General features: G+C 64.8%; 23 protein-coding genes and 4 tRNA genes. 24 read left to right on the top strand and 3 right to left on the bottom strand.

From position 1 onward, the window contains the following. Positions 1 to 58: 58 nt before the first annotated feature. Both AACL56_RS05850 and AACL56_RS05855 read right to left on the bottom strand, forming a co-directional pair. Positions 59 to 415, bottom strand: coding sequence for a hypothetical protein (locus AACL56_RS05850; RefSeq protein ID WP_339088886.1), 357 nt, complete (start codon positions 413 to 415; stop codon positions 59 to 61). A 27-nt stretch (positions 416 to 442) separates the two neighbouring features. Beyond that, positions 443 to 997 (bottom strand): Rrf2 family transcriptional regulator, encoded by a 555-nt coding sequence (locus AACL56_RS05855; protein WP_339088887.1) that lies wholly within the window; start codon positions 995 to 997, stop codon positions 443 to 445. 364 nt (positions 998 to 1,361) lie between these two features. On the opposite strand from AACL56_RS05855, the gene AACL56_RS05860 reads away from it, so the two are divergent. Both AACL56_RS05860 and gph read left to right on the top strand, forming a co-directional pair. Further along, entirely contained in the window at positions 1,362 to 2,417 is a 1,056-nt protein-coding gene (locus AACL56_RS05860) for an alpha/beta fold hydrolase (protein WP_339088888.1), read from the top strand. A 53-nt stretch (positions 2,418 to 2,470) separates the two neighbouring features. Beyond that, the gene (gene gph, locus AACL56_RS05865) at positions 2,471 to 3,175 is read left to right on the top strand and encodes a phosphoglycolate phosphatase (protein ID WP_339088889.1); all 705 of its coding nucleotides are present in this window, start codon (positions 2,471 to 2,473) and stop codon (positions 3,173 to 3,175) included. A gap of 17 nt (positions 3,176 to 3,192) precedes the next feature. Here the strand turns inward: gph and AACL56_RS05870 are convergent, their stop codons facing one another. Further along, complete coding sequence (locus tag AACL56_RS05870; RefSeq protein WP_339088890.1) at positions 3,193 to 3,801, bottom strand: chalcone isomerase family protein; 609 nt, start codon at positions 3,799 to 3,801, stop codon at positions 3,193 to 3,195. Positions 3,802 to 4,150: 349 nt separating this feature from the next. On the opposite strand from AACL56_RS05870, the gene trpE reads away from it, so the two are divergent. The 22 genes from trpE (at position 4,151) to AACL56_RS05980 (ending at position 25,763) form a co-directional block, all read left to right on the top strand. Beyond that, on the top strand, positions 4,151 to 5,653 hold the full coding sequence (trpE, locus tag AACL56_RS05875; RefSeq protein WP_339088891.1) for an anthranilate synthase component I: 1,503 nt from the start codon (positions 4,151 to 4,153) through the stop codon (positions 5,651 to 5,653). A gap of 2 nt (positions 5,654 to 5,655) precedes the next feature. Next, positions 5,656 to 6,048: a GxxExxY protein gene (locus AACL56_RS05880; protein ID WP_339088892.1), complete on the top strand. Its 393-nt coding sequence runs from the start codon at positions 5,656 to 5,658 to the stop codon at positions 6,046 to 6,048. After that, positions 6,045 to 6,629 carry an anthranilate synthase component II gene (locus AACL56_RS05885; protein ID WP_339088893.1) on the top strand — a complete coding sequence of 195 codons (585 nt, stop codon included), beginning with the start codon at positions 6,045 to 6,047 and terminating at the stop codon, positions 6,627 to 6,629. The genes AACL56_RS05880 and AACL56_RS05885 overlap by 4 nt, the downstream gene beginning before the upstream one ends. Positions 6,630 to 6,634: 5 nt before the next feature. Beyond that, a complete protein-coding gene (ltaE, locus tag AACL56_RS05890) occupies positions 6,635 to 7,693 on the top strand; it encodes a low-specificity L-threonine aldolase (protein WP_339088894.1) in 1,059 nt (352 codons plus the stop codon). Positions 7,694 to 7,709: 16 nt separating this feature from the next. After that, complete coding sequence (locus AACL56_RS05895; protein WP_339088895.1) at positions 7,710 to 8,378, top strand: LysE family translocator; 669 nt, start codon at positions 7,710 to 7,712, stop codon at positions 8,376 to 8,378. Positions 8,379 to 8,411: 33 nt separating this feature from the next. Further along, the gene (trpD, locus tag AACL56_RS05900; RefSeq protein ID WP_339088896.1) at positions 8,412 to 9,434 is read left to right on the top strand and encodes an anthranilate phosphoribosyltransferase; all 1,023 of its coding nucleotides are present in this window, start codon (positions 8,412 to 8,414) and stop codon (positions 9,432 to 9,434) included. Positions 9,435 to 9,463: 29 nt separating this feature from the next. Continuing rightward, complete coding sequence (gene trpC / locus AACL56_RS05905; protein ID WP_339088897.1) at positions 9,464 to 10,264, top strand: indole-3-glycerol phosphate synthase TrpC; 801 nt, start codon at positions 9,464 to 9,466, stop codon at positions 10,262 to 10,264. Then, complete coding sequence (locus AACL56_RS05910; RefSeq protein WP_339088899.1) at positions 10,261 to 10,968, top strand: uracil-DNA glycosylase; 708 nt, start codon at positions 10,261 to 10,263, stop codon at positions 10,966 to 10,968. Before trpC ends, AACL56_RS05910 begins: the two co-directional genes overlap by 4 nt. Positions 10,969 to 11,074: 106 nt before the next feature. Further along, positions 11,075 to 11,160: transfer RNA gene (locus AACL56_RS05915), tRNA-Tyr, on the top strand. Between the two features lie 65 nt (positions 11,161 to 11,225). Next, positions 11,226 to 11,299, top strand: a tRNA-Gly gene (locus AACL56_RS05920). Positions 11,300 to 11,351: 52 nt separating this feature from the next. Next, positions 11,352 to 11,426, top strand: a tRNA-Thr gene (locus AACL56_RS05925). A 73-nt stretch (positions 11,427 to 11,499) separates the two neighbouring features. Then, on the top strand, positions 11,500 to 12,693 hold the full coding sequence (tuf, locus tag AACL56_RS05930) for an elongation factor Tu (RefSeq protein WP_339087812.1): 1,194 nt from the start codon (positions 11,500 to 11,502) through the stop codon (positions 12,691 to 12,693). 22 nt (positions 12,694 to 12,715) lie between these two features. Beyond that, positions 12,716 to 12,791, top strand: a tRNA-Trp gene (locus AACL56_RS05935). Positions 12,792 to 12,894: 103 nt separating this feature from the next. Then, positions 12,895 to 13,278 (top strand): preprotein translocase subunit SecE, encoded by a 384-nt coding sequence (gene secE, locus AACL56_RS05940; protein WP_339088900.1) that lies wholly within the window; start codon positions 12,895 to 12,897, stop codon positions 13,276 to 13,278. Then, positions 13,278 to 13,889 carry a transcription termination/antitermination protein NusG gene (gene nusG / locus AACL56_RS05945; protein WP_425336988.1) on the top strand — a complete coding sequence of 204 codons (612 nt, stop codon included), beginning with the start codon at positions 13,278 to 13,280 and terminating at the stop codon, positions 13,887 to 13,889. Before secE ends, nusG begins: the two co-directional genes overlap by 1 nt. 137 nt (positions 13,890 to 14,026) lie before the next feature. Beyond that, the gene (gene rplK / locus AACL56_RS05950) at positions 14,027 to 14,458 is read left to right on the top strand and encodes a 50S ribosomal protein L11 (RefSeq protein ID WP_093206996.1); all 432 of its coding nucleotides are present in this window, start codon (positions 14,027 to 14,029) and stop codon (positions 14,456 to 14,458) included. After that, complete coding sequence (gene rplA, locus AACL56_RS05955) at positions 14,459 to 15,157, top strand: 50S ribosomal protein L1 (RefSeq protein WP_339088901.1); 699 nt, start codon at positions 14,459 to 14,461, stop codon at positions 15,155 to 15,157. Positions 15,158 to 15,414: 257 nt separating this feature from the next. Further along, positions 15,415 to 15,948 (top strand): 50S ribosomal protein L10, encoded by a 534-nt coding sequence (rplJ, locus tag AACL56_RS05960; protein ID WP_339088902.1) that lies wholly within the window; start codon positions 15,415 to 15,417, stop codon positions 15,946 to 15,948. 43 nt (positions 15,949 to 15,991) lie between these two features. Beyond that, positions 15,992 to 16,369, top strand: coding sequence for a 50S ribosomal protein L7/L12 (gene rplL / locus AACL56_RS05965; RefSeq protein ID WP_280814954.1), 378 nt, complete (start codon positions 15,992 to 15,994; stop codon positions 16,367 to 16,369). Between the two features lie 296 nt (positions 16,370 to 16,665). Next, positions 16,666 to 20,790, top strand: coding sequence for a DNA-directed RNA polymerase subunit beta (gene rpoB / locus AACL56_RS05970; protein WP_339088903.1), 4,125 nt, complete (start codon positions 16,666 to 16,668; stop codon positions 20,788 to 20,790). A 21-nt stretch (positions 20,791 to 20,811) separates the two neighbouring features. Further along, positions 20,812 to 25,047: a DNA-directed RNA polymerase subunit beta' gene (gene rpoC / locus AACL56_RS05975; RefSeq protein ID WP_339088904.1), complete on the top strand. Its 4,236-nt coding sequence runs from the start codon at positions 20,812 to 20,814 to the stop codon at positions 25,045 to 25,047. Between the two features lie 98 nt (positions 25,048 to 25,145). Continuing rightward, positions 25,146 to 25,763: a lema family protein gene (locus AACL56_RS05980; protein WP_339088905.1), complete on the top strand. Its 618-nt coding sequence runs from the start codon at positions 25,146 to 25,148 to the stop codon at positions 25,761 to 25,763. Positions 25,764 to 25,837: the final 74 nt, after the last annotated feature.

A 25,837-nucleotide genomic window follows, 5' to 3' on the forward strand; every position in this document is an offset into this window, starting at 1 on the left:
CGAAAAGGAAAGAGAGAGGAAGCGCGGCGCAGTCAGGTTGCGCGCGCCGCGGCCGGCGTCAGGCGGCCAGCGCTGCGTGCCGGGGCGGCCTGCGGGGAACCTGCAGCACACGTGAGGTGAGCATGCGCTCACTGTTTGCAGGCTTGGCGCCGATGGGCGCAAAGTGTCCCGGTGCGACGCATGGCAGGCCGCAGATCTCCGAGAGGTCGGGTGCCAGCTCGCCGGGATGGGGCCGTTCGGAGGCCGAGGAGGGCGGCGTCGTCGGGGCGTCGCCGGTCGCCAGCGCGGTGGTCGCGCTCGCGAGATGCAGCGGTTCACTGCCGTGCGGCTGCGCCTTCGCGAGCGCGCCGAAGCCATGGCAGAGCAGGGCGACGGCCAGGGCGAAGCTCAGCAGCCAGCGGGGCGCGGCGAACACGGGTCGGAGAGCGGGGCTGGGCGTCGGTCAGCGTTTGGCGAACACGCCGTTCCACGCGAACACGGAATTCGGCGCGTTCACATGGCGCAGGCTCGCGCTGGGGCGCAGCGCGGGTTCCTTCCTGCGCACCGGGGCGTCGTCGACGCGCACGCCCTTGGCGAGTTGATCGTCGACCAGGCTCTGAAGAGTGACGGAGCCCAGGAATTCCATCACGTGGTGCTTGGCGGAAGCCCAGAGCGCCTCGGTGGAATAGCAGCCGATCTCGGTGCCGTCCTTGTTGCGCGCAGAGGCGGGAGCGGTGTCCGCCTCGGGTTCGGAAGCCGCCTGGCCGTCGACCGAGGCCAGGATGTCCGCCACAGTGATCTCGGACGCCTTGCGGGTCAGCGTGTAGCCGCCGCCCGGTCCGCGCGTGGCCTTGATCAGCGCATGCTGGCGCAGCTTGCTGAAAAGCAGTTCGAGAGACGAACGTGCGATGTGCTGGCGCTTGCTGATCGACGCCAGGGGCACGGGGCCATCCTGTTCGCGCAGCGCGACATCGATCATGGCGGTCAGGGCGAAGCCGCCCTTCGTCGTCAGACGCATTTGGAGTTGTTCCTCGTGAACGTGCATTGCCGGGCAATGCAGATATGAAGGCTGCCCGGCGGCTGGCGCGGGGCAGGGACCGGATGTGAGTGTCCAAAAGGCCACCAAAAGTTTCCGGCGCGGGTTTCGGCGGGTTTGCGACATCTTGAATCCGCAGCGAATGAAAGCCCGGAAACCTTGTGCAAGCGGGTGAAAACAGCCTTCGAACGAAATTTATTGTTGAAAAAGTCCGCGCGGATACAGAGCGATACGGACGGCCGGCCAGCGGGCGATCCCGCCGCGAAGATCCGGTCCGCCAGTCGCCCACGGCTGCACCGATCACCCTCTTCAACCTCTGCCCCACCCGATTCGCAAGGAGATTCCCATGTCTGACCCAGTCCAAATGCCCCGCCGGTCGTTCCTCGGCACCGCGGCCATCGGCGTCGCGGCCGCGCAGTTCGCCGCGGTGATTCCCGCCTTCGCACAGTCCGGCGGTTCGTCCGGATCGGGCGCCGGCGGCGCGCGCGGGGCGGGCCCGCTGCGGCGCCTGGAGCCGCTCAAGCAGATCAATGCCGGCGTGCTCAACGTGGCCTATTACGAAGCCGGTCCCGCCAACGGCGCCCCGGTCATCCTGCTGCACGGCTGGCCCTATGACGTGCACATGTTCGTCGACGTGGCACCCCAGCTTGCCGCCGCGGGCTACCGCGTGATCGTGCCGTACCTGCGCGGCTACGGCGCCACCCGCTTCCTCTCGGCCGACACCCCCCGCAACGGCCAGCAGGCGGCCATCGCCGTGGACATCATCGCGCTGATGGACGCGCTGAAGATCCAGAGCGCCACCGTCGCGGGCTGCGACTGGGGCGCGCGAACCGCCTGCATCATGGCCGCGCTGTGGCCCCAGCGCGTGAAGGCGCTGGTGTCGGTCAGCGGCTACCTCATCGGCAGCCAGGAAGCGGGCAAGGTGCCGCTGCCGCCGCAGGCCGAGCTGCAGTGGTGGTACCAGTACTACTTCGCCACCGAGCGCGGCCGCCTGGGCTACGAGAAGAACCGCCACGACTTCGCCAAGCTCATCTGGCAGCTCGCCTCGCCCAAGTGGAACTTCGACGCGGCCACCTACGAGCGCAGCGCCATGGCCTTCGAGAACCCCGACCACGTCGCGATCACGGTGCACAACTACCGCTGGCGCCTGGGCCTGGCCGAGGGCGAGGCAAAGTACCAGGACCTGGAGACGCAACTGGCCAAGGCGCCGGTGATCACCGTGCCCACCATCACGATGGAAGGCGACGCCAACGGGGCACCGCATCCGGAGCCCAGCGCCTACGCGAAGAAGTTCTCGGGTCCCTACGAGCACCGCCTGGCCAGCGGCGGCATCGGGCACAACCTGCCGCAGGAAGCGCCAGAGGCATTCGCCGCCGCCGTGGTGGACGTTTCGCGCCGCTGACACTGCGCACCGGGCCTTCCGGGAGAATCGACCGATCTCCCGGAAGGCTTGTCTTGACCACTTTCAGTTTCGATCCAACCCGCTTCGACGCGGCCATCGTCGACCTCGACGGCACGATGGTCGACACGCTCGGCGACTTCGCCGAGGCCCTGAACCGCATGCTGCGCGACCTGTCGCTGCCGAGCGTGGCGCCCGCCGCCATCGAGGTGATGGTGGGCAAGGGCTCCGAACACCTCATCCATTCGGCGCTGGTGCACGTGATGGCGCCGGCCGAGGGCGCCGGCGCCGAGGCCAGTGCGCGCGCCCTGTTCGACCGTGCCTGGGAGCGCTACCAGCACCATTACCTCGCCATCAACGGGCAGCACTCCGCGGTGTATGCCGGCGTGGCACAGGGGCTGGAGGCGCTGCGCGCATGCGGCCTGCGGCTGGCCTGCCTCACCAACAAGCCCGGCTCGTTCGCGAAGCCGCTGCTGGCCGCCAAGGGGCTCGACGGCTTCTTCGAGCTGGTGTTCGGCGGCGACGCCTTCGAGCGCAAGAAGCCCGACCCGTTGCCGCTGCTGAAGACCTGCGAGGCACTGGGCACGTCGCCCGCGCGCACGCTGATGATCGGCGACTCGAGCAACGATGCGCGCGCCGCGCGAGCCGCAGGCTGCCCGGTGGTGCTGGTGAGCTACGGCTACAACCACGGCGAGCCGGTGCGCGGCGTGGATGCCGACGGCTTCGTCGATTCGCTGGCCGAACTGGCGCCGGCCGCCTGACGGCTGACTGCTGAGTCCTACTGCCTGCCGAGCAGCGCGTCCTTCAGTTTCCAGTCGGCCGGGGCCGGTCCGAGCCAGATGCGCAGCAGCGCATTGAAGAAGGCGGGCTCCTTCACCGGGTCGGGCTGCGGCACCCCGCGCACCGTGACGAGCGTGCCCGTGCCGGGCAGCCAGTCGATGGTGAAGGTGTCTCCGGTCTTAAGCTGCTTCTGGTCCGCGAACATCTGGCCCATGCGCAGCAGCCCAGGAATGAGGTTGACCAGCTCGCTCTTGGGGGAGTTGTCCTCCACGCCCTTGGTGAAGAGCTTGCCGAGCTCGTTGGCGTCGATGTCGCGCAGCATCGTGATCGTCACGCGCTTCGGGCCGGGCGCGGCCAGGGCCTCTTCGGGCGTCGACACTTTCTGTCCCACGTACAGCCCGGCGGTGTAGACCTTGAAGATCGCCTTGTAGCGGATGCCCGCGCCGTTCAGCTGCAGCGCGGTGCCGCGAAGGTCCATGCGGTCCTCGAGCTTGACGCCGCCCACGTCGACCTGCGCGGCCGAGGCGCCGAAGGTGGCGGCCAGGCCGGCCACCAGGGCCAGACGAGCCAGAAGGGCGTACACGGGCAGGGGCGTTGGAGCGGGCACGGATGTCTCCTCGGGGATTTTGCGAACGGTCGTGCGAATGTATCTTTTCGTTTTATGCGCGAGCCTTCGGGGGAACCCTGAAGAACATCGTTGGCGGCCGCATTGCACGCGCTGCGCGTTTTCGTGGGCTAAACTCCGCGCTCCATGTTCGTTCATCACATCATTCAAACAGGTGAAGGCAGCCGGGGAGCCTGGCCCTGGCGTCGCCATACATCGCTGACTGTTTGATTGCGCGGCGCACGCCGTGCGCCCGAGGTTCCGAGTCGACACGCACGCCGACGCCGGACCACCCGTGAATGACCTTGCCACCGGCCGAAGGAGCGCCGGCAGGCAATTGGAGAACGAATCCGTGATCACCGAACTTGAATTCAAGAGCCTCAGCGCCCAGGGCTACAACCGCATTCCGCTGATGGCCGAGGCCTTTGCCGACCTCGAGACGCCCCTCTCCCTCTACCTCAAGCTGGCCCACTCGCAAGGCGGCGGCAAGCACAGCTTTCTGCTCGAATCCGTCGTCGGTGGCGAGCGCTTCGGGCGCTACAGCTTCATCGGCCTGCCGGCCCGCACGCTGCTTCGCGCTTCGGGCTTCGGCGCCGAGGCCGTCACCGAAGTGGTCACCGACGGCCAGGTCGTCGAAACCGCAAAGGGCAATCCGCTCGACTTCGTGGCCGAGTACCAGAAGCGCTTCAAGGTCGCGCTGCGACCGGGCCTGCCGCGCTTCTGCGGCGGCCTTGCGGGCTACTTCGGCTACGACACCGTCCGCCACATCGAACGCAAGCTCGAGAACAGCTGCCCGCCCGACGCGCTGGGCTGCCCCGACATCCTGCTGCTGCAGTGCGAGGAACTGGCCGTCATCGACAACCTGTCGGGCAAGCTCTACCTCATCGTCTATGCCGACCCGAAGCAGGCCGAGGCGTATGCCACCGGCAAGCGCCGCCTGCGCGAACTGAAGGAGAAGCTCAAGTACTCGGTGAGCGCCCCGATCGTGAAGCCCACGCAGGCGCATCCGCCGGAGCGCAGCTTCGCCAAGGCCGATTACCTCGCGGCCGTGGAGCGTGCCAAGGAACTGATCGCCGCCGGCGACTTCATGCAGGTGCAAGTGGGCCAGCGCATCAGCAAGCGGTACACCGAGTCGCCGCTGTCGCTGTATCGCGCGTTGCGCTCGCTCAATCCGTCGCCCTACATGTACTACTACCACCTGGGCGACTTCCACGTGGTGGGCGCCTCGCCCGAGATCCTGGTGCGCCAGGAGAACACGGGCGAAGGCGAGCAGAAGATCACCATCCGCCCGCTCGCCGGCACGCGTCCGCGCGGCGCGTCGATCGAGCTCGACAAGGCGGCCGAGGTGGAACTCATCAACGACCCGAAGGAACGGGCCGAGCACGTGATGCTGATCGACCTGGCGCGCAACGACATCGGCCGCATCGCCAAGACCGGCACCGTGAAGGTGACCGAGGCCTTCGCGGTGGAACGCTACAGCCACGTGATGCACATCGTGAGCAATGTCGAAGGCACGCTGAAGGACGGCATGACCGCCATCGACGTGCTCAAGGCCACGTTTCCCGCCGGCACGCTCACCGGAGCGCCCAAGGTTCACGCGATGGAACTCATCGACCAGCTGGAGCCCACCAAGCGCGGTCTGTATGGAGGCGCCTGCGGCTACATCAGCTATGCGGGCGACATGGACGTGGCCATCGCCATCCGCACCGGGATCGTGAAGGACCAGATGCTGCATGTGCAGGCTGCGGCCGGCGTGGTGGCGGATTCGGTGCCCGAGCTGGAATGGAAGGAGACCGAGGCCAAGGCGCGGGCGCTGCTGCGCGCGGCCGAGCTGGTCGAGGAAGGCCTGGAGTGAACATGAGCACAGCACCCGATATCCAGAACGACTTCTCGCACGAGATCATCGGCGCGGCCGTGGAAGTGCAGCGCGTGCTCGGCACAGGGCTCGACGAAGGAGCCTACGCCGCTGCGCTGGCCATCGAGCTGGCCGAGCGCGAGATCGGCTTCACGCGCGACGTGGCGCTGACGGCCAGCTACAAGGGCCGTTCGCTGGGCGAGGTCTACCGCGCGGGCTTCGTGATCGAGCAGTCGGTCATCGTCGAGCTCAAGGCGGTCGACGTGCTGACCGATCTGCACCGCGCGCAGGTGCTGGCCGCGCTGCGGCTGTCCGGGCTCAAGCTGGGCCTGCTGATCAACTTCAACGTGTTCCCCGTCGTGAAGGGCGTGCACCGGATTGTGAGCAAGCCATGAAACTGCTGATGATCGACAACTACGACAGCTTCACCTACAACATCGTCCAGTACTTCGGCGAGCTGGGTGCGGATGTGCAGGTGCACCGCAACGACGAGATCTCGGTGGCACAGGTCGGCGAGCTCATCGCCGGTGGCGTCGCGCGGCTCGTGATCTCCCCGGGGCCGTGTTCGCCGGCAGAGGCCGGCGTGTCGGTGGCGGCCATCGAGGCGTTCGCGGGCAAGCTGCCCATCCTGGGCGTGTGCCTGGGTCACCAGGCCATCGGCGCGGCCTTCGGCGGCAGGATCGTGCGTGCACAGCAACTCATGCACGGCAAGACCAGCGAGATCACGACCACCCAGGAGGGCGTCTTCGCGGGCCTGCCGGCGCGCTTCGTCGTCAACCGCTACCACTCGCTCTCGATCGAGCGCGAGAGCTGCCCGAAGGCATTGGCTGTCACGGCATGGACCGACGACGGCGAGATCATGGGAGTGCGGCACACCGGGTATGCGCACGAGGTGCGCATCGAAGGCGTGCAGTTCCACCCCGAATCGATCCTCACCGAGCACGGCCACGCCATGCTCAAGAACTTCCTGGACTGAAAGCCATGACCGACCGCTCCGCCATCGTCGACCTTCGCAGCGACACCGTCACCCAGCCCACGCCCGCGATGCGCGAAGCCATGATGGCGGCGCCCCTGGGCGACGACGTCTTCGGCACCGATCCGAGCGCGAACGCGCTGCAGGAAAAGATCGCGGCCATGCTGGGCTTCGAGGCGGCGATGTTCGTGCCCACCGGCACGCAGAGCAACCTGTGCGCGATCCTCGCCCACTGTGGCCGCGGCGACGAATACATCGTCGGCCAGCAGGCGCATTGCTATCGGTGGGAAGGCGGCGGCGCCGCGGTGTTCGGCAGCGTGCAGCCGCAACCGCTCGACCATGCACCCGACGGCACGCTGCCGCTCGCGCAGATCGAGGCGTCCATCAAGCCCGACGACGCGCACTTCGCACGCACCCGCCTGCTCGCGCTGGAGAACACGCTGGGCGGCAAGCTGCTGCCGTTCGACTACGTGCAGGCCGCGACCGAACTGGCCAGGAGCAAGGGCCTGCAGCGCCACCTCGACGGCGCCCGGCTCTTCAATGCGGCCACCGCGCAGGCGGCGCTGCACAAGCGCAGCGACATCCGCGCGGAAGCGCGCCGCATCGCGCAGTGCTTCGACAGCGTGTCGGTGTGCTTCAGCAAGGGGCTCGGCGCGCCGATCGGATCGGCGCTCGTCGGTTCGCGCGAGTTCATCGCGCGCGCGCATCGCATCCGCAAGATGGCGGGCGGCGGAATGCGGCAGTCAGGCCTGCTGGCCGCAGCCGCATCGCATGCGCTCGATCACCACATCGACCGGCTGGCCGACGACCATGCGCTCGCGCAAAGGCTGGCACAAGGGCTCGAAGGCATCGAAGGGCTGAAGGTCGAGGCGCCGCACACCAACATCGTGTTCGTCGACCTCACCGGTGCCGCGCAGGCGCGCTCGGCGGAGCTGATCGCAAGCCTCAACGAGCAAGGCATTCTGGCGACCGGGCTCTACCGGCTGCGTTTCGTGACGCACCTCGATGTCGATGCCGCCGGCGTCGATCGGGCGGTTGCAGCGATCCGCGCTTTCTTCAGCGCCTGAGTCCTGCGAGGACGCGATGCCCGATCTCCCGCATCTGCTCGCCTTCATCGCCGCCGGCTGGCTGCTGAACCTCACGCCCGGGCCCGACGTTCTGTACGTGGTGACGAATTCGCTTCGGACCGGCGCGCGCGCGGGCATCGTCGCGGGGCTCGGCATCACGACGGGCTGTTTCGTGCACATCTTCGCGGCAGCGGTGGGCGTGGGCACGCTGATGGCGACATCGGCGGCGGCGTTCACGGTCCTCAAGTACATCGGCGCGGCGTATCTGCTGTACCTGGGCGTGCGCATGGTGCTGTCGCGCGCGCCACCGCCAGCCGAGCTGGAAGAGAGCCGCGGTGCGGCCACCGCGGTCGGCGATCACAGCCTGAAGGCGATCTTTCTCGGCGGCTTCTGGACCAATGTGCTGAACCCCAAGGTCGCGTTGTTCTTCCTGGCCTTCGTGCCGCAGTTCATTGCAGCCGGCAGCGAACACGCGGCCCTGTACTTCGTGTTGCTGGGCGTGCTGTTCAACCTCAACGCCATTCCCGTCAACGTCGGCTGGGCCCTGGCCGCGGGCTGGATGGCACGCCGAGGCGCCGTGCGCAAGGGCATGCACTGGCTCGACCGTGCCGCCGGCGTCCTGTTCATCGGCTTCGGCCTCAAGCTCGCGTTCACCGACGCACCTACCGTTCGCATCGGCCGTTGACGCGCCGTCGATTCACTCTCGAGGAGACCCTTCATGATCACCCCCCAGGAAGCGCTGCAGCGCACCATCGAGCACCGCGAGGTCTTCCACGACGAAATGCTGCACATCGTGCGGCTCATCATGAGCGGCGAGTGCTCGCCCGTGATGATGGCCGCGCTGATCACCGGACTGCGCGTGAAGAAGGAGACCATCGGCGAGATCACCGCCGCTGCCCAGGTGATGCGCGAGGTGTCGACCAAGGTGCCCGTGACCGACACCACGCATCTGGTGGACATCGTCGGCACCGGCGGCGATGGCTCGCACACCTTCAACATCTCGACCTGCTCGATGTTCGTGGCGGCCGCTGCGGGCGCCAAGGTCAGCAAGCACGGCGGGCGCAGCGTGTCGAGCAAGTCGGGCAGCGCTGACGTGCTGGAGTCGCTGGGCGTCAACATCAACCTGAAGCCGGAGCAGATCGCGCGCTCCATCGAGCAGTGCGGCATCGGCTTCATGTTCGCGCCGAACCATCATCCCGCCATGAAGAACGTGGCGCCGGTGCGCAAGGAGCTCGGCATCAAGACGATCTTCAACATCCTCGGGCCGCTGACCAACCCGGCGGGTGCGCCGAACATCCTGATGGGCGTGTTCCACGCCGACCTCGTGGGCATCCAGGTGCGCGCGTTGCAGCGCCTCGGCGCGGAGCATGCGGTGGTGGTCTATGGCCGCGACGGCATGGACGAGATCTCGCTCGGCGCGTCCACGATGGTGGGCGAACTGAAGGACGGCGAGATCCGCGAGTACGAACTGCACCCGGAAGACTTCGGCTTCCAGATGTCGAGCAACCGCACGCTGCGCGTGGAGACGCCGGAGCAGTCGAAGGCGATGCTGCTGGGGGTGCTCGACAATCAGGCCGGCCCGGCGCTCGACATCGTGCTGCTGAACGCCGGCGCTGCGCTGTATGCGGCCAACGTGGTCGACTCCATCGCTGCGGGCGTGGAGCGCTCGCGCGGTGTCATCGCGTCGGGCGCGGCCAAGGCCAAGCTGGCCGAACTGGTCAAGGCCTCCGCGACCGTCTGAACTCACGCAAACCGGAACACCAGAAACTCATGTCCGACATCCTCGACAAGATCGTTGCCGTCAAGCGCCAGGAAGTGGCTGCTGCCTTGAAGCGCACGCCGCTCGAAGCCGTTCGCTTCGATGCCGAGAGCCGCGTGCTGACACGCGACTTCGAAGGCGCGTTGCGCGCGAAGATCGCGGCCGGCCAAGCCGCCGTGATCGCGGAAGTGAAGAAGGCGAGCCCGAGCAAGGGCGTTCTGCGCGCGGACTTCATTCCGGCCGACATCGCACAGAGCTATGCGGAGGGCGACGGCACCGTCAGCGCGGCCTGTCTCTCGGTGCTCACCGACAAGCAGTTCTTCCAGGGCGGTGTGGACTACCTCAAGCAGGCGCGCGCCTCCTGCGACCTGCCGGTGCTGCGCAAGGACTTCATCGTCGATGCGTACCAGGTGTACGAATCGCGCGCGATGGGCGCGGATGCCATCCTGCTGATCGCCGCCTGCCTCGACGACGCGCAGATGAAGGACTACGAAGCCATGGCGCTCGGGCTGGGCATGGCGGTGCTGGTGGAGGTTCACGACGCGGAAGAACTCGATCGCGCACTCAGGCTGAAGACGGCGCTGATCGGCGTCAACAACCGCAACCTGCGCAACTTCGAGGTGTCGATCCAGGCGACGATCGACCTGTTGCCGAAGCTGCCTGCCGACCGCCTGCCGGTAACCGAATCGGGTATCGGCACGCGCGAGGACGTGGCCACGCTGCGCGCGGCTGGCGTCAATGCCTTCCTTGTCGGCGAAGCTTTCATGCGCGCCAAGGAACCCGGCGAGGCCCTCGCTGCGTTGTTCAAATGAGCCGGCCCGATCAGCTGTCGAGCAGTGATCCTGCCGACTGGCCGGTGGCGCCGGGATGGCAGCCGCTGGCCGATGAATTTTTCGGGGGAGCGGTGGGGAAGAAGCTGTTGGGTTTCCTGCGCGAGCGGCTCGACGCGGGCGCCGTGATCTTTCCGCCGCAGCCGCTGAGGGCGCTGGAGCTCACGCCGCCGGAGGATGTGCGCGTGGTGATCCTGGGGCAAGACCCGTATCACGGGCGCGGCCAGGCCGAGGGGCTTGCGTTTTCCGTGGCGCCGGGCGTGGCGCTGCCGCCATCGCTGCGGAACATCTTCAAGGAAATCCAGCGCGATCTGGGTGTTGCGCCGCCGCAGTTTCCCGAACCGGGGGGCAGCCTTGTGAAATGGGCGACGCATGGGGTTCTGCTGCTCAACACCTGCCTGACGGTCGAAGAATCCCAGCCGGCCAGCCATTCAGGCAAGGGCTGGGAAGTGTTGACCGATGCCGTCATCCGCCATGTTTCGAATGGCGTGAAACCTGTTGTTTTTATGCTATGGGGTTCGCATGCTCAAAGTAAGCGCGCGTTGATCGACGTTGGCCGCCATAAGGTGCTGATGTCGAATCATCCGTCGCCGCTTTCTGCGCTGCGTCCGCCCGTTCCGTTCATCGGCTGCGGACATTTCGGCGAAGCGCGTGCTTGGCGTGAGGCGCAGCGGGCCGAGGGCTGAAGTTGTTGGATAATCGATGGATTCGCTCCTCGAGCAGTTCTTCCGCATCATCGTGATGCGGAATTTCTGAGTAGTCACAAAACCGTGCTATATTTCGAGGTTCGCCGGAGAGGTGGCCGAGTGGTTAATGGCAGCAGACTGTAAATCTGCCCTCTTACGAGTACGCTGGTTCGAATCCAGCCCTCTCCACCAGCGATGAATTTGGTTTCTAAGAGCGATTGGATTTCGCGCTTTGGGTGCCTTGGTTGCCCTCGAATGCGGGAGTAGTTCAATGGTAGAACCCCAGCCTTCCAAGCTGATGACGCGGGTTCGATTCCCGTCTCCCGCTCCAGAGACTTCGTTCATTGTTGAGGCGATGTGAATTCGTAACTTTGTTACAAAAAGCCCTTTTGGCTCAGTGGTAGAGCACTCCCTTGGTAAGGGAGAGGTCGCGGGTCCGATTCCCGCAAAGGGCACCAGTTTTTGGGGGTTGCAACGGCAGCATTGCAACCCATCTGCATACGTTGGAAACGTTTTTTTCGGAGTCGAAAAATGGCAAAAGGTAAATTCACCCGCACCAAGCCGCACGTGAACGTGGGCACGATCGGTCACGTCGACCACGGCAAGACCACGCTGACGGCTGCGATCGCCACGGTGCTGTCGGCGAAGTTCGGCGGCGAAGCCAAGGCTTACGACCAGATCGACGCTGCGCCTGAAGAAAAGGCCCGCGGCATCACGATCAACACCGCGCACGTCGAGTACGAAACGGCCAACCGCCACTACGCACACGTCGACTGCCCCGGCCACGCCGACTACGTGAAGAACATGATCACGGGTGCCGCCCAGATGGACGGCGCGATCCTGGTGTGCTCGGCCGCCGACGGCCCGATGCCCCAGACCCGTGAGCACATCCTGCTGGCTCGCCAGGTGGGTGTGGGCTACATCATCGTGTTCCTGAACAAGTGCGACATGGTCGACGACAAGGAACTGCTCGAGCTGGTCGAAATGGAAGTCCGCGAACTCCTCGACAAGTACGAATTCCCCGGCGACGACACGCCCATCATCCACGGCTCGGCCAAGCTCGCCCTTGAAGGCGACAAGGGCGACCTGGGCGAAGGCGCAATCATGAAGCTGGCCGAAGCGCTGGACACGTACATCCCGACGCCCGAGCGCGCCGTGGACGGCACGTTCCTGATGCCCGTGGAAGACGTGTTCTCGATCTCGGGTCGCGGCACGGTGGTGACCGGCGCCGTTGAGCGCGGCGTGATCAAGGTCGGTGAAGAAATCGAAATCGTGGGCATCCGCCCGACGGTCAAGACCACCTGCACCGGCGTGGAAATGTTCCGCAAGCTGCTGGACCAGGGTCAGGCTGGCGACAACGTCGGCGTGCTGCTGCGCGGCACGAAGCGCGAAGAAGTCGAACGCGGCCAAGTGTTGTGCAAGCCCGGCTCGATCAAGCCGCACGTGCACTTCACCGCCGAGGTGTATGTCCTGTCGAAGGACGAAGGCGGCCGTCACACGCCGTTCTTCAACAACTACCGTCCGCAGTTCTACTTCCGCACGACGGACGTGACCGGCGCGATCGAGCTGCCCAAGGACAAGGAAATGGTCATGCCTGGCGACAACGTCAGCATCACCGTGAAGCTGATCAACCCGATTGCGATGGAAGAAGGCCTGCGCTTCGCCATCCGTGAAGGCGGCCGCACCGTGGGTTCGGGCGTCGTGGCAAAGATCCTCGACATCTGAGTCGGACGCAAAAGAGTACCGGAGGGGTATAGCTCAATTGGCAGAGCGTCGGTCTCCAAAACCGAAGGTTGTAGGTTCGATTCCTACTGCCCCTGCCACCTAGGTGGCGCCCCGAAAAGCCCGTCGTGTCCCGACGGGCTTCGGCGTCTGAAGAAGGCGCATTGAATTGAAGGCCTCAGGGTCACAGGAAATCAGCCGAACATGGCCACATCTCAAGTCGAAACAGTGAGTACCGGCGCCGACAAGGCCAAGCTGGCCGTGGCAGTCGTGCTGGCTGTGGGTGCCATCGTGGCGTTCTATCTGCTGTCGCGCCAGGGTTCGCTGGTGCAATGGGCTGCGCTGCTGGTTGGCATGGCTGCCGCCGTGGCTGCCTTTGGCAGTTCGGAAAATGGCCGCCAGCTGTGGGCCTTCGGCCGTGACTCGTGGCGCGAGGTCAAGAAGGTTGTCTGGCCGACCCGCAAGGAAGCGATGCAGATGACGGCTTACGTGTTCGCCTTTGTGGCGATCATGTCCGTCTTCCTCTGGCTCACCGACAAGACGCTCGAATGGGTGTTTTTCGACCTCATTCTGGGCTGGAGAAAATAATGACCGACGACGCAGTTGAAACAATGCCGGGCACGCCAGAGGAAGAAAATGCCTCCGTGCTGGCTCCCGCCGCCAACCCTGATCTGCGTTGGTATGTGGTCCATGCCTATTCGGGCATGGAGAAGGCCGTCGAGCGCAACATCACCGAACGCATCAACCGCGCCGGTATGCAGGACAAGTTCGGTCGCATCCTGGTCCCGACCGAGGAAGTGGTCGAGATCAAGAACGGCCAGAAGCGCACCACCGAGCGCCGTTTCTTTCCGGGCTACGTGCTGGTCGAAATGATCATGGACGACGAAAGCTGGCACCTGGTGAAGCACACCAACAAAGTGACGGGTTTCGTGGGTGGCGCCAAGAACCGCCCGGCTCCGATTTCGCAGAAAGAGGTCGAGGACATCGTCAGCCAGATGCAACAGGGCACCGAGAAGCCGCGTCACAAGGTCGAGTTCACCGTTGGCGAATTCGTGCGCGTCAAGGAAGGTCCGTTCACCGACTTCAACGGCACCGTCGAGGAAGTCAACTACGAGAAGAGCAAGGTCAGCGTGTCGGTCATGATTTTCGGCCGCGCAACGCCTGTGGAGCTCGAATTCAGCCAGGTCGAGAAGACCTGAGCTCCGGGCCGCAAGGCCCGCACTCATTTCGGTTGCGCGTTATCCGACTCGGCGCGCGGCCCTGATCTCGAAGAGTCGTTCAACCCCGGGGAGCCTTGGCTGCAAGCCAAGGCGATATCACCCGCAAGGAGCAAAGCATGGCGAAGAAAATCGTCGGCTTCATCAAGCTGCAAGTCCCAGCTGGTAAGGCCAACCCGTCCCCCCCGATCGGTCCCGCACTCGGTCAGCGCGGTCTGAACATCATGGAATTCTGCAAGGCGTTCAACGCCCAGACGCAGAGCTATGAGCCGGGCCTGGCACTGCCGGTGGTCATCACCGCTTTCGCCGACAAGAGCTTCACCTTCATCATCAAGTCGCCGCCGGCTGGCGTGCTGATCAAGAAGGCGATCAAGCTCGAGAAGGGTTCTGCCCGCCCGCACACCGACAAGGTCGGCAAGATCACGCGTGCTCAGCTCGAAGAAATCGCGAAGACCAAGATGAAGGACCTGACTGCAGCCGACATGGACGCAGCGGTTCGCACCATCGCAGGTACGGCCCGTTCCATGGGCGTGAATGTGGAGGGCGTGTAAATGTCCAAGATCACCAAGAAGCAGAAGTCGCTCGAAGGCAAGGTTGACAGCAACAAGCTGTACCCGCTGGCTGACGCGATCACCATCGTCAAGGACGCCGCAACTGCCAAGTTCGACGAGTCCATCGACGTGGCCGTTCAGCTCGGCATCGATGCGAAGAAGTCGGACCAGGTCGTGCGGGGCGCTGTCGTGCTGCCGAACGGCACCGGCAAGACCAAGCGCGTCGCCGTGTTCGCCCAGGGCGCCAAGGCAGAAGAAGCCAAGGCCGCCGGCGCCGACATCGTCGGCATGGACGATCTGGCTGCCATGGTCAAGGCTGGCGACATGCCTTTCGACGTCGTGATCGCCGCACCGGACGCCATGCGCGTCGTCGGTACGCTGGGTCAGATCCTCGGCCCGCGCGGCCTGATGCCTAACCCGAAGGTCGGTACCGTGACCCCGGACGTTGCCACGGCTGTGAAGAACGCCAAGGCTGGCCAGGTCCAGTTCCGCGTCGACAAGGCCGGCATCGTGCACGGCACGATCGGCCGTCGTTCGTTCGACAACGACAAGCTGCAGGGCAACCTCGCTGCGCTGATCGACGCTCTGGTCAAGGCCAAGCCCGCGACCAGCAAAGGCGTGTACCTGCGCAAGGTGGCCGTGTCGTCGACCATGGGTCTGGGTGTCCGCGTGGACACGCAAACCATCGCGGCGAGCTGATGAGATTGGCCTTGCTCGTTCCCGCAAGGGAATGGGCGAGGCGAATGTGGTGGGTCGTGGCAGCTTCGGTTGCCTCGGGCCATCCAAGACCGCTGGTGTGCAGGGTGCTGCACCTAATCGCCGGGCCTTCCCGCCCGGCAGCCAGCGCAGATGGCGATCCCGCTGCAAGGAATTTGATTTTTGTTCCGAAACAGTTGGTCGCTGCATGAAGCGCGATCCGAGGCCCCGGCCGGAGGTCGCATTAAAAGGAGTAGACCTTGAGTCTGAATCGCAGTGAGAAAGAAGCGGTCATCAGTGATGTGACCAGCCTCGCCGCAAAAGCTCAAACGCTCGTGATGGCGGAATACCGTGGCATCACGGTGGCCGATATGACCAAACTGCGCAACGAAGCGCGCAGCAAGGGTGTGACCCTGAGTGTTCTGAAGAACACCCTGGCACGCCGTGCTGTCGCAGGTAGCGCGTTTGAGATCGTCGGCGACCAGATGACCGGTCCGCTGATCTACGGCTTCTCCGAAGACGCTGTGGCCGCCGCCAAGGTGGTGGCCGATTTCGCGAAGACCAACGACAAGCTGGTCATTCGCGGCGGCGCCTTCGGTGGCAAGGCCCTGGACGTCAACGGCGTGAAGCAACTGGCCAACATTCCTTCGAAGGAAGTTCTGTTGGCGCAGCTGCTGGGCTTGATGCAATCGCCGATCTCTCGCACCGCCCGCGTTCTCGCGGCGCTGGCCGAGAAGCGCGGTGGTGGCGAAGCTGCACCCGCCGATGCACCGGCAGAAGCGCAGGCCGCCTGAGCCTTGCGTTTGAAATATTCAACCCAATTGTTAGGAAACAAAAATGGCATTCGATAAAGACGCATTTCTGACCGCGCTCGACAGCATGACGGTCCTGGAACTCAACGACCTGGTCAAGGCCATCGAAGAGAAGTTCGGCGTGAGCGCCGCTGCAATGGCCGCTCCGGCTGCTGGTGGTGGCGGTGCCGCTGCTGCTGCAGTCGAAGAAAAGACCGAGTTCAACGTCATGCTGATGGACGCTGGCGCGAACAAGGTTTCGGCGATCAAGGCAGTGCGCGAAATCACCGGCCTGGGCCTCAAGGAAGCCAAGGACCTGGTGGAAGCCGCTCCCAAGGCTGTCAAGGAAGGCCTGTCGAAGGCTGACGCTGAAGCCGCCAAGAAGAAGCTGGAAGATGCCGGCGCCAAGGTGGAACTGAAGTAATTCAGACCCCCTAGAGGGCTGGAGGTGCCTGAAAAGGCCCTCCAGCCTTTGCCGCTTTCAGAGCGCACCCGAAAGTCGGCTTGATTGCCGGCTTCCCGGAAGACCTTCAGGTCGACGGGAAAGCCGAGATCAAGCGGATTTCCGAGTGTCTTCTGACCCCGACTGCAGAAGACCCCTTGGTTCGGGCGATGTGCAACGCATCGCTGTCCGCCAACGGCTGGTAGTGGCCAGCCGCCAAGCAGTGGTGCCTCGGCACTGCTGACAAGTCGCTGAAGATCTCAAGCACCGGAGCTCTCATGGCCCAATCGTCCGCGTACAGTTACACCGAACGCAAGCGCATCCGAAAAAGTTTCGGCAATCGCGACAGCGTCGTCGAAATCCCCTACCTGCTGCAGATGCAGAAGGACGCCTACACCGCGTTCCTGCAAGCCGGCATCGCCCCCAAACAGCGCACCGTCGAAGGCCTTCAGGCCGCGTTCGACGCCGCCTTCCCGATCGTCTCGCACAACGGTTTCGTCGAGATGAAGTTCCTCGAGTACAACCTGGCGAAGCCGGCGTTCGACGTGCGCGAGTGCCAGACCCGCGGCCTGACGTTCGCCTCGGCCGTGCGCGCCAAGGTCCAGCTCATCATCTATGACCGCGAGTCGTCGACGTCGCAGTCGAAGGTGGTCAAGGAAGTGAAGGAACAAGAGGTCTACATGGGCGAAGTGCCGCTCATGACCGACAAGGGTTCGTTCATCATCAACGGCACCGAACGCGTGATCGTGTCCCAGCTGCACCGTTCGCCGGGCGTGTTCTTCGAGCACGACAAGGGCAAGACGCACAGCTCGGGCAAGCTGCTGTTCTCGGCCCGCGTGATTCCCTACCGCGGCTCGTGGCTCGACTTCGAGTTCGACCCGAAGGACATGCTGTACTTCCGCGTGGACCGTCGCCGCAAGATGCCGGTCACGATCCTGCTGAAGGCCATCGGCCTGAATCCGGAATCGATCCTCGCGAACTTCTTCGTCAACGACAACTTCCGCCTGATGGACAGCGGTGCGCAGATGGAATTCGTTCCTGAGCGCCTGCGCGGCGAAGTCGCGCGCTTCGACATCACCGACAAGTCGGGCAAGGTCGTGGTCGCCAAGGACAAGCGCGTCACTGCGCGCCACACGCGTGAGCTCGAGCAGGGCGGCACCACGCACATCAGCGTGCCGGAAGACTTCCTGGTCGGCCGCGTCATCGCTCGCAACATCGTCGACGCCGACTCCGGCGAAATCCTGGCCAAGGCCAACGACGAGCTGACCGAAGCGCTGCTGAAGAAGCTGCGCAGCGCCGGCGTGCAGGACGTGCAGGTCATCTACACGAACGAACTCGACCAGGGCGCGTACATCTCGCAGACCCTGCGCATCGACGAGACCGTGGACGAGTTCGCCGCGCGCGTGGCCATCTACCGCATGATGCGCCCCGGCGAGCCGCCGACGGAAGACGCGGTGCAGGCCCTGTTCCAGCGCCTGTTCTACAACCCGGACACGTACGACCTGTCGCGCGTGGGCCGCATGAAGTTCAACGCCAAGGTCGGCCGCGACGAATCGACCGGCCCGATGGTGCTGACCAACGAAGACATCCTGGCCGTGGTCAAGATCCTCGTGGACCTGCGCAACGGCAATGGCGAGGTCGACGACATCGATCACCTGGGCAACCGCCGCGTGCGTTGCGTCGGCGAACTGGCCGAAAACCAGTACCGCACCGGCCTGGCACGTATCGAGAAGGCCGTGAAGGAACGTCTGGGCCAGGCGGAGCAAGAGCCGCTGATGCCGCACGACCTGATCAACAGCAAGCCGATCTCGGCCGCGCTGAAGGAATTCTTCGGCGCCTCGCAGCTGTCGCAGTTCATGGACCAGACGAACCCGCTGTCCGAGATCACCCACAAGCGCCGCGTGTCGGCCCTTGGCCCGGGCGGTCTGACGCGCGAACGTGCCGGCTTCGAAGTGCGCGACGTGCACGTGACCCACTATGGCCGCGTGTGCCCGATCGAAACGCCTGAAGGCCCGAACATCGGTCTGATCAACTCGCTGGCCCTGTACGCCCGCCTGAACGAATACGGCTTCATCGAGACGCCGTACCGTCGTGTGGTGGACAGCAAGGTCACGAACGAGATCGACTACCTGTCGGCCATCGAGGAAGGCAAGTACGTCATCGCCCAGGCCAATGCGGCTCTGGACAAGGACGGCGTGCTGACCGGCGACCTGGTCTCCGCGCGTGAAGCCGGCGAATCGATCCTGGTCGGTGCCGAACGTATCCAGTACATGGACGTGTCGCCCGCGCAGATCGTGTCGGTGGCCGCCTCGCTCGTGCCGTTCCTCGAGCACGACGACGCGAACCGCGCGCTGATGGGCGCCAACATGCAGCGTCAGGCCGTGCCCGTGCTGCGCCCCGAGAAGCCGATGGTCGGTACCGGTATCGAACGCGTCTCCGCGGTCGACTCGGGCACCGTGGTCACGGCCACCCGCGGCGGTATCGTCGACTACGTCGACGCGACCCGTGTCGTGGTGCGCGTGAACGACGCCGAAGCGGCTGCCGGTGAAGTCGGTGTGGACATCTACAACCTGATCAAGTATCAGCGTTCGAACCAGAACACCAACATCCACCAGCGCCCCATCGTCAAGCGCGGCGACAAGATCGCCAAGGGCGACGTGGTGGCCGACGGTGCATCGACCGACCTCGGCGAACTGGCTCTCGGCCAGAACATGCTGATCGCGTTCATGCCCTGGAACGGTTACAACTTCGAAGACTCGATCCTGATCTCGGAACGCGTCGTCGCCGAAGACCGCTACACCTCGATCCACATCGAGGAACTGGTGGTGATGGCCCGCGACACGAAGCTGGGCGCCGAAGAAATCACGCGCGACATCCCGAACCTGGCCGAGCAGCAGCTCAACCGCCTCGACGAGTCCGGCATCATCTATGTCGGCGCCGAAGTGCAGCCGGGCGACACGCTGGTGGGCAAGGTCACGCCGAAGGGCGAGACCACGCTGACGCCGGAAGAGAAGCTGCTTCGCGCCATCTTCGGCGAGAAGGCTTCCGACGTGAAGGACACCTCGCTGCGCGTGGACCAGGGTTCGCAAGGCACCGTGATCGACGTGCAGGTGTTCACCCGCGAAGGCATCACGCGCGACAAGCGCGCCCAGCAGATCATCGACGACGAACTCAAGCGCTTCCGCCTCGACCTGAACGACCAGCTTCGCATCGTCGAAGCCGACGCGTTCGACCGTATCGAGAAGCTGCTGACCGGCAAGGTCGCCAACGGCGGCCCGAACAAGCTGGCCAAGGGCACCAAGCTCGACAAGGCCTACCTGTCGTCCGTCGAGAAGTTCCACTGGTTCGACATCCGCCCGGCGGAAGACGAAGTGGCGACGCAGCTCGAGTCGATCAAGAACTCGCTGGAGCAGACCCGCCACAGCTTCGACCTCGCGTTCGAAGAAAAGCGCAAGAAGCTCACGCAGGGCGACGAGCTGCCCGCGGGCGTGCTCAAGATGGTCAAGGTCTACCTGGCCGTCAAGCGCCGCCTGCAACCCGGCGACAAGATGGCCGGCCGTCACGGCAACAAGGGTGTGGTGTCGAAGATCGTTCCGGTCGAAGACATGCCCCACATGGCCGACGGCACGCCGTGCGACATCTGCCTGAACCCGCTGGGCGTGCCCTCGCGGATGAACGTGGGCCAGGTTCTCGAAGTGCATCTGGGCTGGGCCGGCAAGGGCGTGGGCCAGCGCATCGGCGACCTGCTGCAGCAGGAGGCCAAGGTGGCCGAGCTGCGCAAGTTCATGGAGCAGCTGTACAACGGCTCCGGCCGTTCGGAAGACCTCGGTACGCTGAGCGACACCGAACTGCTCGAGATGGCTGCCAACCTGCAGAACGGCGCGACCTTCGCGACGCCCGTGTTCGACGGTGCCTCGGAAGAGGAAATCCGCGGCATGCTGAAGCTCGCCTACCCGGACGACATCGCCAAGGCCAAGGGCCTGACCGATACGCGCACGCAGGCCTACCTGTTCGACGGCCGCACCGGCGACCAGTTCGAGCGTCCCGTCACCGTCGGCTACATGCACTTCCTGAAGCTGCATCACCTGGTGGACGACAAGATGCACGCCCGTTCGACCGGCCCGTACTCGCTGGTCACGCAGCAGCCCCTGGGCGGCAAGGCGCAGTTCGGCGGCCAGCGTTTCGGGGAAATGGAAGTGTGGGCGCTGGAAGCTTACGGCGCCGCCTACGTCCTGCAGGAAATGCTGACCGTGAAGTCCGACGACGTGCAAGGCCGTACCAAGGTGTACGAAAGCATCGTCAAGGGCGAGCACTCGATCGAAGCCGGCATGCCGGAATCGTTCAACGTGCTGGTCAAGGAAATTCGTTCGCTGGGCCTCGACATCGAGCTCGAGCGTTCTTAATTTGAAAAGGGAAAGAGTCTTATGAAATCGCTACTCGACCTGTTCAAGCAATTCACGCCCGATGAGCATTTCGATGCCATCAAGATCGGCATGGCTTCGCCCGAGAAGATCCGTTCGTGGTCTTTCGGTGAAGTGAAGAAGCCCGAGACGATCAACTACCGCACGTTCAAGCCCGAGCGCGACGGTCTGTTCTGCGCGAAGATCTTCGGCCCTATCAAGGACTACGAGTGCCTGTGCGGCAAGTACAAGCGCCTGAAGCACCGCGGCGTGATCTGCGAGAAGTGCGGCGTCGAAGTCACGCAGACCAAGGTGCGGCGCGAGCGCATGGGCCACATCGACCTGGCCGCGCCCTGCGCGCACATCTGGTTCCTGAAGTCGCTGCCGTCGCGCCTGGGCCTCGTGCTCGACATGACGCTGCGCGACATCGAGCGCGTGCTGTACTTCGAAGCCTACGTGATCACCGACCCCGGCATGACCCCGCTGAAGAAGTTCGGCATCATGTCCGAGGACGACTACGACGCGAAGCGCAAGGAATACGGCGATGAATTCGTCGCCAAGATGGGCGCCGAAGGCATCAAGGACCTGCTGGAAGGCATCGAGCTCGACAGCGAGATCGAACGCCTGCGCGGCGACCTGACCGGTTCCGAAGTCAAGGTCAAGAAGAACTCCAAGCGCCTGAAGGTGCTGGAAGCTTTCCGCAAGTCGGGCATCAAGCCCGAGTGGATGGTGCTCGACGTGCTGCCCGTGCTGCCGCCGGACCTGCGTCCGCTGGTGCCGCTGGATGGCGGCCGCTTCGCGACCTCCGACCTGAACGACCTGTACCGCCGCGTCATCAACCGCAACTCGCGCCTGCGCCGCCTGCTGGAGCTGAAGGCTCCGGAAATCATCGCGCGCAACGAGAAGCGGATGCTGCAAGAGGCTGTCGACTCGCTGCTGGACAACGGCCGCCGCGGCAAGGCCATGACGGGCGCCAACAAGCGTGCGCTGAAGTCGCTGGCCGACATGATCAAGGGCAAGAGCGGCCGCTTCCGCCAGAATCTGCTGGGCAAGCGCGTCGACTACTCGGGCCGTTCGGTCATCGTGGTGGGCCCGACGCTCAAGCTGCACCAGTGCGGCCTGCCGAAGCTGATGGCGCTCGAACTGTTCAAGCCCTTCATCTTCTCGCGCCTCGAAGCCATGGGCATCGCGACCACGATCAAGGCTGCCAAGAAGGAAGTCGAATCGGGCACGCCGGTGGTCTGGGACATCCTGGAAGAGGTCATCAAGGAGCACCCGGTCATGCTGAACCGCGCTCCGACGCTGCACCGCCTGGGCATCCAGGCCTTCGAGCCGATCCTGATCGAAGGCAAGGCCATCCAGCTGCACCCGCTCGTTTGCGCGGCCTTCAACGCCGACTTCGACGGCGACCAGATGGCTGTTCACGTGCCGCTGTCGGTGGAAGCGCAGATGGAAGCCCGCACGCTGATGCTGGCCTCCAACAACGTGCTGTTCCCGGCTTCGGGCGAACCGTCGATCGTTCCTTCGCAGGACGTGGTGCTGGGTCTGTACTACACGACCCGCGACCGCATCAACGGCAAGGGCGAGGGCCTGATCTTCTCCGACATCGGTGAAGTGCAGCGCGCGCTCGACGCCAACGAGGTCGAGCTGACCGCCCGCGTGGCAGTGCGCATCACGGAGTACACCAAGAACAAGGAAACCGGCGAATTCACGCCGTCGACCTCGCTCGTGGACACCACCGTGGGCCGTGCCCTGCTGTCCGAGATCCTGCCGAAGGGCCTGCCGTTCTCGAACATCAACAAGGCGCTGAAGAAGAAGGAAATCTCCAAGCTCATCAACGTCTCGTTCCGCAAGTGCGGCCTGAAGGAGACCGTGGTCTTCGCAGACAAGCTGCTGCAGAACGGCTTCCGCCTGGCGACCAAGGCCGGTATCTCGATCGCCATCGACGACATGCTGGTGCCCGCCGAGAAGCACGGCATCATCGAGCGCTCCGCCAAGGAAGTGAAGGAGATCGAGCAGCAGTACGTCTCGGGTCTCGTGACCTCCGGCGAACGCTACAACAAGGTGGTGGACATCTGGGGCAAGGCCGGCGACGAAGTGTCGAAGGTGATGATGGCCAAGCTGTCGAAGCAGAAGGTCATCGACCGCCACGGCAAGGAAGTCGAGCAGGAGTCCTTCAACTCGATCTACATGATGGCCGACTCCGGCGCCCGCGGTTCCGCAGCGCAGATTCGCCAGGTGGCCGGTATGCGGGGCCTGATGGCCAAGCCCGACGGCTCGATCATCGAGACGCCCATTACCGCGAACTTCCGCGAAGGCCTGAACGTGCTGGAGTACTTCATCTCCACCCACGGTGCCCGCAAGGGTCTGGCCGACACGGCGCTGAAGACGGCGAACTCGGGTTACCTCACCCGTCGTCTGGTCGACGTGACGCAAGACTTGGTGGTGACCGAGCAGGACTGCGGCACGCACGGCGGCTACCTGATGCGCGCGATTGTCGAAGGCGGTGAAGTGATCGAGTCGCTGCGCGACCGTATCCTCGGCCGTACGGCTGCGGACGACGTGCTGCACCCCGAGAACCGCGCCGTGCTGCTGAAGGCCGGCGAGATGTTCGACGAGGACACTATCGAGGCTCTCGAGGCGCAAGGCGTCGACGAGGTCAAGGTGCGTACCGCGCTGACCTGCGAAACCCGCTTCGGCATCTGCGCGACCTGCTACGGCCGCGACCTGGGCCGTGGCGGCCTGATCAACATCGGCGAAGCCGTCGGTGTGATCGCCGCCCAGTCCATCGGCGAACCCGGCACGCAGCTGACGATGCGTACCTTCCACATCGGCGGTGCCGCTTCGCGTGCAGCCATCGCCTCGAGCGTGGAAGCCAAGTCGAACGGCTCGATCGGCTTCAATGCCACGATGCGCTACGTGACCAACAGCAAGGGCGAGCTGGTCGTGATTTCGCGTTCGGGCGAGATCGTCATCCATGACGAGCACGGCCGCGAGCGCGAACGTCACAAGGTGCCGTACGGCGCCACGCTGACGGTCAAGGCCGACCAGCAGATCAAGGCCGGCCACGTGCTCGCCAACTGGGACCCGCTGACCCGCCCGATCATTACCGAGTTCGCCGGCAAGGCGCAGTTCGAGAACGTCGAGGAAGGCCTGACGGTCGCCAAGCAGGTGGACGAAGTGACCGGTCTGTCGACCCTGGTCGTGATCGACCCGAAGCGCCGCGGCGCTGCCAAGGTCGTTCGCCCGCAGGTGAAGCTGATCGACGCGCAAGGCCAGGAAGTGAAGATCCCCGGCACCGACCACTCGGTGACGATCGGCTTCCCGATCGGCGCGCTGGTCCAGATCCGCGACGGCCAGGACGTGGGCCCCGGCGAAGTGCTGGCGCGTATTCCGGTCGAAGGCCAGAAGACCCGCGACATCACCGGCGGTCTGCCGCGCGTTGCCGAGCTGTTCGAAGCCCGTTCGCCGAAGGACAAGGGCATGCTGGCCGAAATGACCGGTACCGTGTCGTTCGGCAAGGAAACGAAGGGCAAGATTCGCCTGCAGATCACTGATCCGGAAGGCACGGTCTGGGAAGACCTGGTGCCGAAGGAAAAGAACATCCTGGTGCACGAAGGCCAGGTGGTGAACAAGGGCGAAAGCGTGGTCGACGGTCCGGCGGATCCGCAGGACATCCTGCGCCTGCTGGGTTCGGAAGAACTGGCGCGCTACATCGTGGACGAAGTGCAGGACGTGTACCGCCTGCAGGGTGTGAAGATCAACGACAAGCACATCGAGGTGATCGTTCGCCAGATGCTGCGCCGCGTCGTGGTCGACAACATCGGCGACACGAGCTACATCTCCGGCGAACAGGTCGAACGCAGCGAAATGCTCAACACCAACGACGCCCTGCGCGCCGAAGGCAAGATCCCCGCGACGTTCACCAACCTGCTGCTGGGTATCACGAAGGCGTCGCTGTCGACCGACTCGTTCATCTCGGCCGCTTCGTTCCAGGAAACGACCCGCGTGCTGACCGAAGCCGCGATCATGGGCAAGCGCGACGAACTGCGCGGCCTGAAGGAAAACGTCATCGTCGGCCGCCTGATTCCTGCGGGCACCGGCATGGCGTACCACCAGGCACGCAAGGTCAAGGACGCCATGGACGAAGCCGAGCGCCGCGCCATTGCCGAATCGGAAGCCGCCGAAATGGCAGCGTCCGGCGAAAGCAGCGATGCAGCCACCACGGCGGACGCCAGCGAAGGCGCAGCGACCGAATAACTGGTTAGCATCACCGGCCATGACCGGTACCCACGCCCCCCGACCGCTCCCGGTCGGGGGGCGTTTTTCTTTGTGTTTCCCTTGAGGCCTTGTCGTCGATGAGTCTGTTGCCCGAGTCGCTGGCCAGCTGGATCGTGATTGCCGTGCTGCTGTTCTGGTTCGTCGGCGCCTACAACCGGCTGGTGCGCCTGCGCGCCACCGTGCTGCAGGCCTACGGTGCGCTCGACGCGGCACTGGGCAAGCAGCTGGATTTCGTGCAGGCCAGCATCACCGCCGGGCCGCCGCCGGAGGCCGCGCCGACCGGTGAGTCGCTGTCGTCCATCGCTCCGCTGCAGGCGGCCACCACGCAGCTGGCCACCTTGCTGGGGGCCACGCGTGCGCGCCCGCTCGACGCCGGCGTGATGGCCGCGCTGGCCACCGCGCTGCAGGTGTGGATCGGCGCCTGGCGGCGCCAGCATCCCGATGACGTGACGGTGTTCGACGCCGACGGGACGCTGTCGCGGCCAGCGCAGCTGCTGCCCGGCAGCCTGATCGGCATCGGCGCTTCGGCGGGCGCGGTCGAGCCGATCGCGTGGCCCGAGCCCTCGGCGGCTGCCGAGATCGCGCGCAACCAGTTCAACCAGGCTGTCGGGCACTACAACGCCGCGATCGCACAGTTTCCTGCGCTGCTGGTGGCATGGGCCGTGCGTCTGCGTCCGGCCGCGCCGCTGCTTTGAGTTGCACACGAACTCCGGCGGGCCTCTTTTCTCCTATTCATTGCAGGGCGACCGGCTTTGTGGCCGCCCGTTAC

This window comes from Variovorax paradoxus, assembly GCF_902712855.1.
In the GTDB taxonomy this organism is placed as follows: Bacteria; Pseudomonadota; Gammaproteobacteria; order Burkholderiales; family Burkholderiaceae_C; genus Variovorax; species Variovorax paradoxus_Q.

Coding starts and splice junctions, on each gene's coding strand:
- nusG (WP_425336988.1), top strand. CDS start 13,278: ATGACCGACGACGCAGTTGAAACAATGCCGGGCACGCCAGAGGAAGAA.
- rplK (WP_093206996.1), top strand. CDS start 14,027: ATGGCGAAGAAAATCGTCGGCTTCATCAAGCTGCAAGTCCCAGCTGGT.
- rpoC (WP_339088904.1), top strand. CDS start 20,812: ATGAAATCGCTACTCGACCTGTTCAAGCAATTCACGCCCGATGAGCAT.
- AACL56_RS05885 (WP_339088893.1), top strand. CDS start 6,045: ATGAAACTGCTGATGATCGACAACTACGACAGCTTCACCTACAACATC.
- rpoB (WP_339088903.1), top strand. CDS start 16,666: ATGGCCCAATCGTCCGCGTACAGTTACACCGAACGCAAGCGCATCCGA.
- AACL56_RS05980 (WP_339088905.1), top strand. CDS start 25,146: ATGAGTCTGTTGCCCGAGTCGCTGGCCAGCTGGATCGTGATTGCCGTG.
- rplL (WP_280814954.1), top strand. CDS start 15,992: ATGGCATTCGATAAAGACGCATTTCTGACCGCGCTCGACAGCATGACG.
- AACL56_RS05880 (WP_339088892.1), top strand. CDS start 5,656: ATGAGCACAGCACCCGATATCCAGAACGACTTCTCGCACGAGATCATC.
- tuf (WP_339087812.1), top strand. CDS start 11,500: ATGGCAAAAGGTAAATTCACCCGCACCAAGCCGCACGTGAACGTGGGC.
- trpC (WP_339088897.1), top strand. CDS start 9,464: ATGTCCGACATCCTCGACAAGATCGTTGCCGTCAAGCGCCAGGAAGTG.
- trpD (WP_339088896.1), top strand. CDS start 8,412: ATGATCACCCCCCAGGAAGCGCTGCAGCGCACCATCGAGCACCGCGAG.
- AACL56_RS05910 (WP_339088899.1), top strand. CDS start 10,261: ATGAGCCGGCCCGATCAGCTGTCGAGCAGTGATCCTGCCGACTGGCCG.
- AACL56_RS05895 (WP_339088895.1), top strand. CDS start 7,710: ATGCCCGATCTCCCGCATCTGCTCGCCTTCATCGCCGCCGGCTGGCTG.
- AACL56_RS05855 (WP_339088887.1), bottom strand. CDS start 997: ATGCGTCTGACGACGAAGGGCGGCTTCGCCCTGACCGCCATGATCGAT.
- AACL56_RS05860 (WP_339088888.1), top strand. CDS start 1,362: ATGTCTGACCCAGTCCAAATGCCCCGCCGGTCGTTCCTCGGCACCGCG.
- secE (WP_339088900.1), top strand. CDS start 12,895: ATGGCCACATCTCAAGTCGAAACAGTGAGTACCGGCGCCGACAAGGCC.
- rplA (WP_339088901.1), top strand. CDS start 14,459: ATGTCCAAGATCACCAAGAAGCAGAAGTCGCTCGAAGGCAAGGTTGAC.
- ltaE (WP_339088894.1), top strand. CDS start 6,635: ATGACCGACCGCTCCGCCATCGTCGACCTTCGCAGCGACACCGTCACC.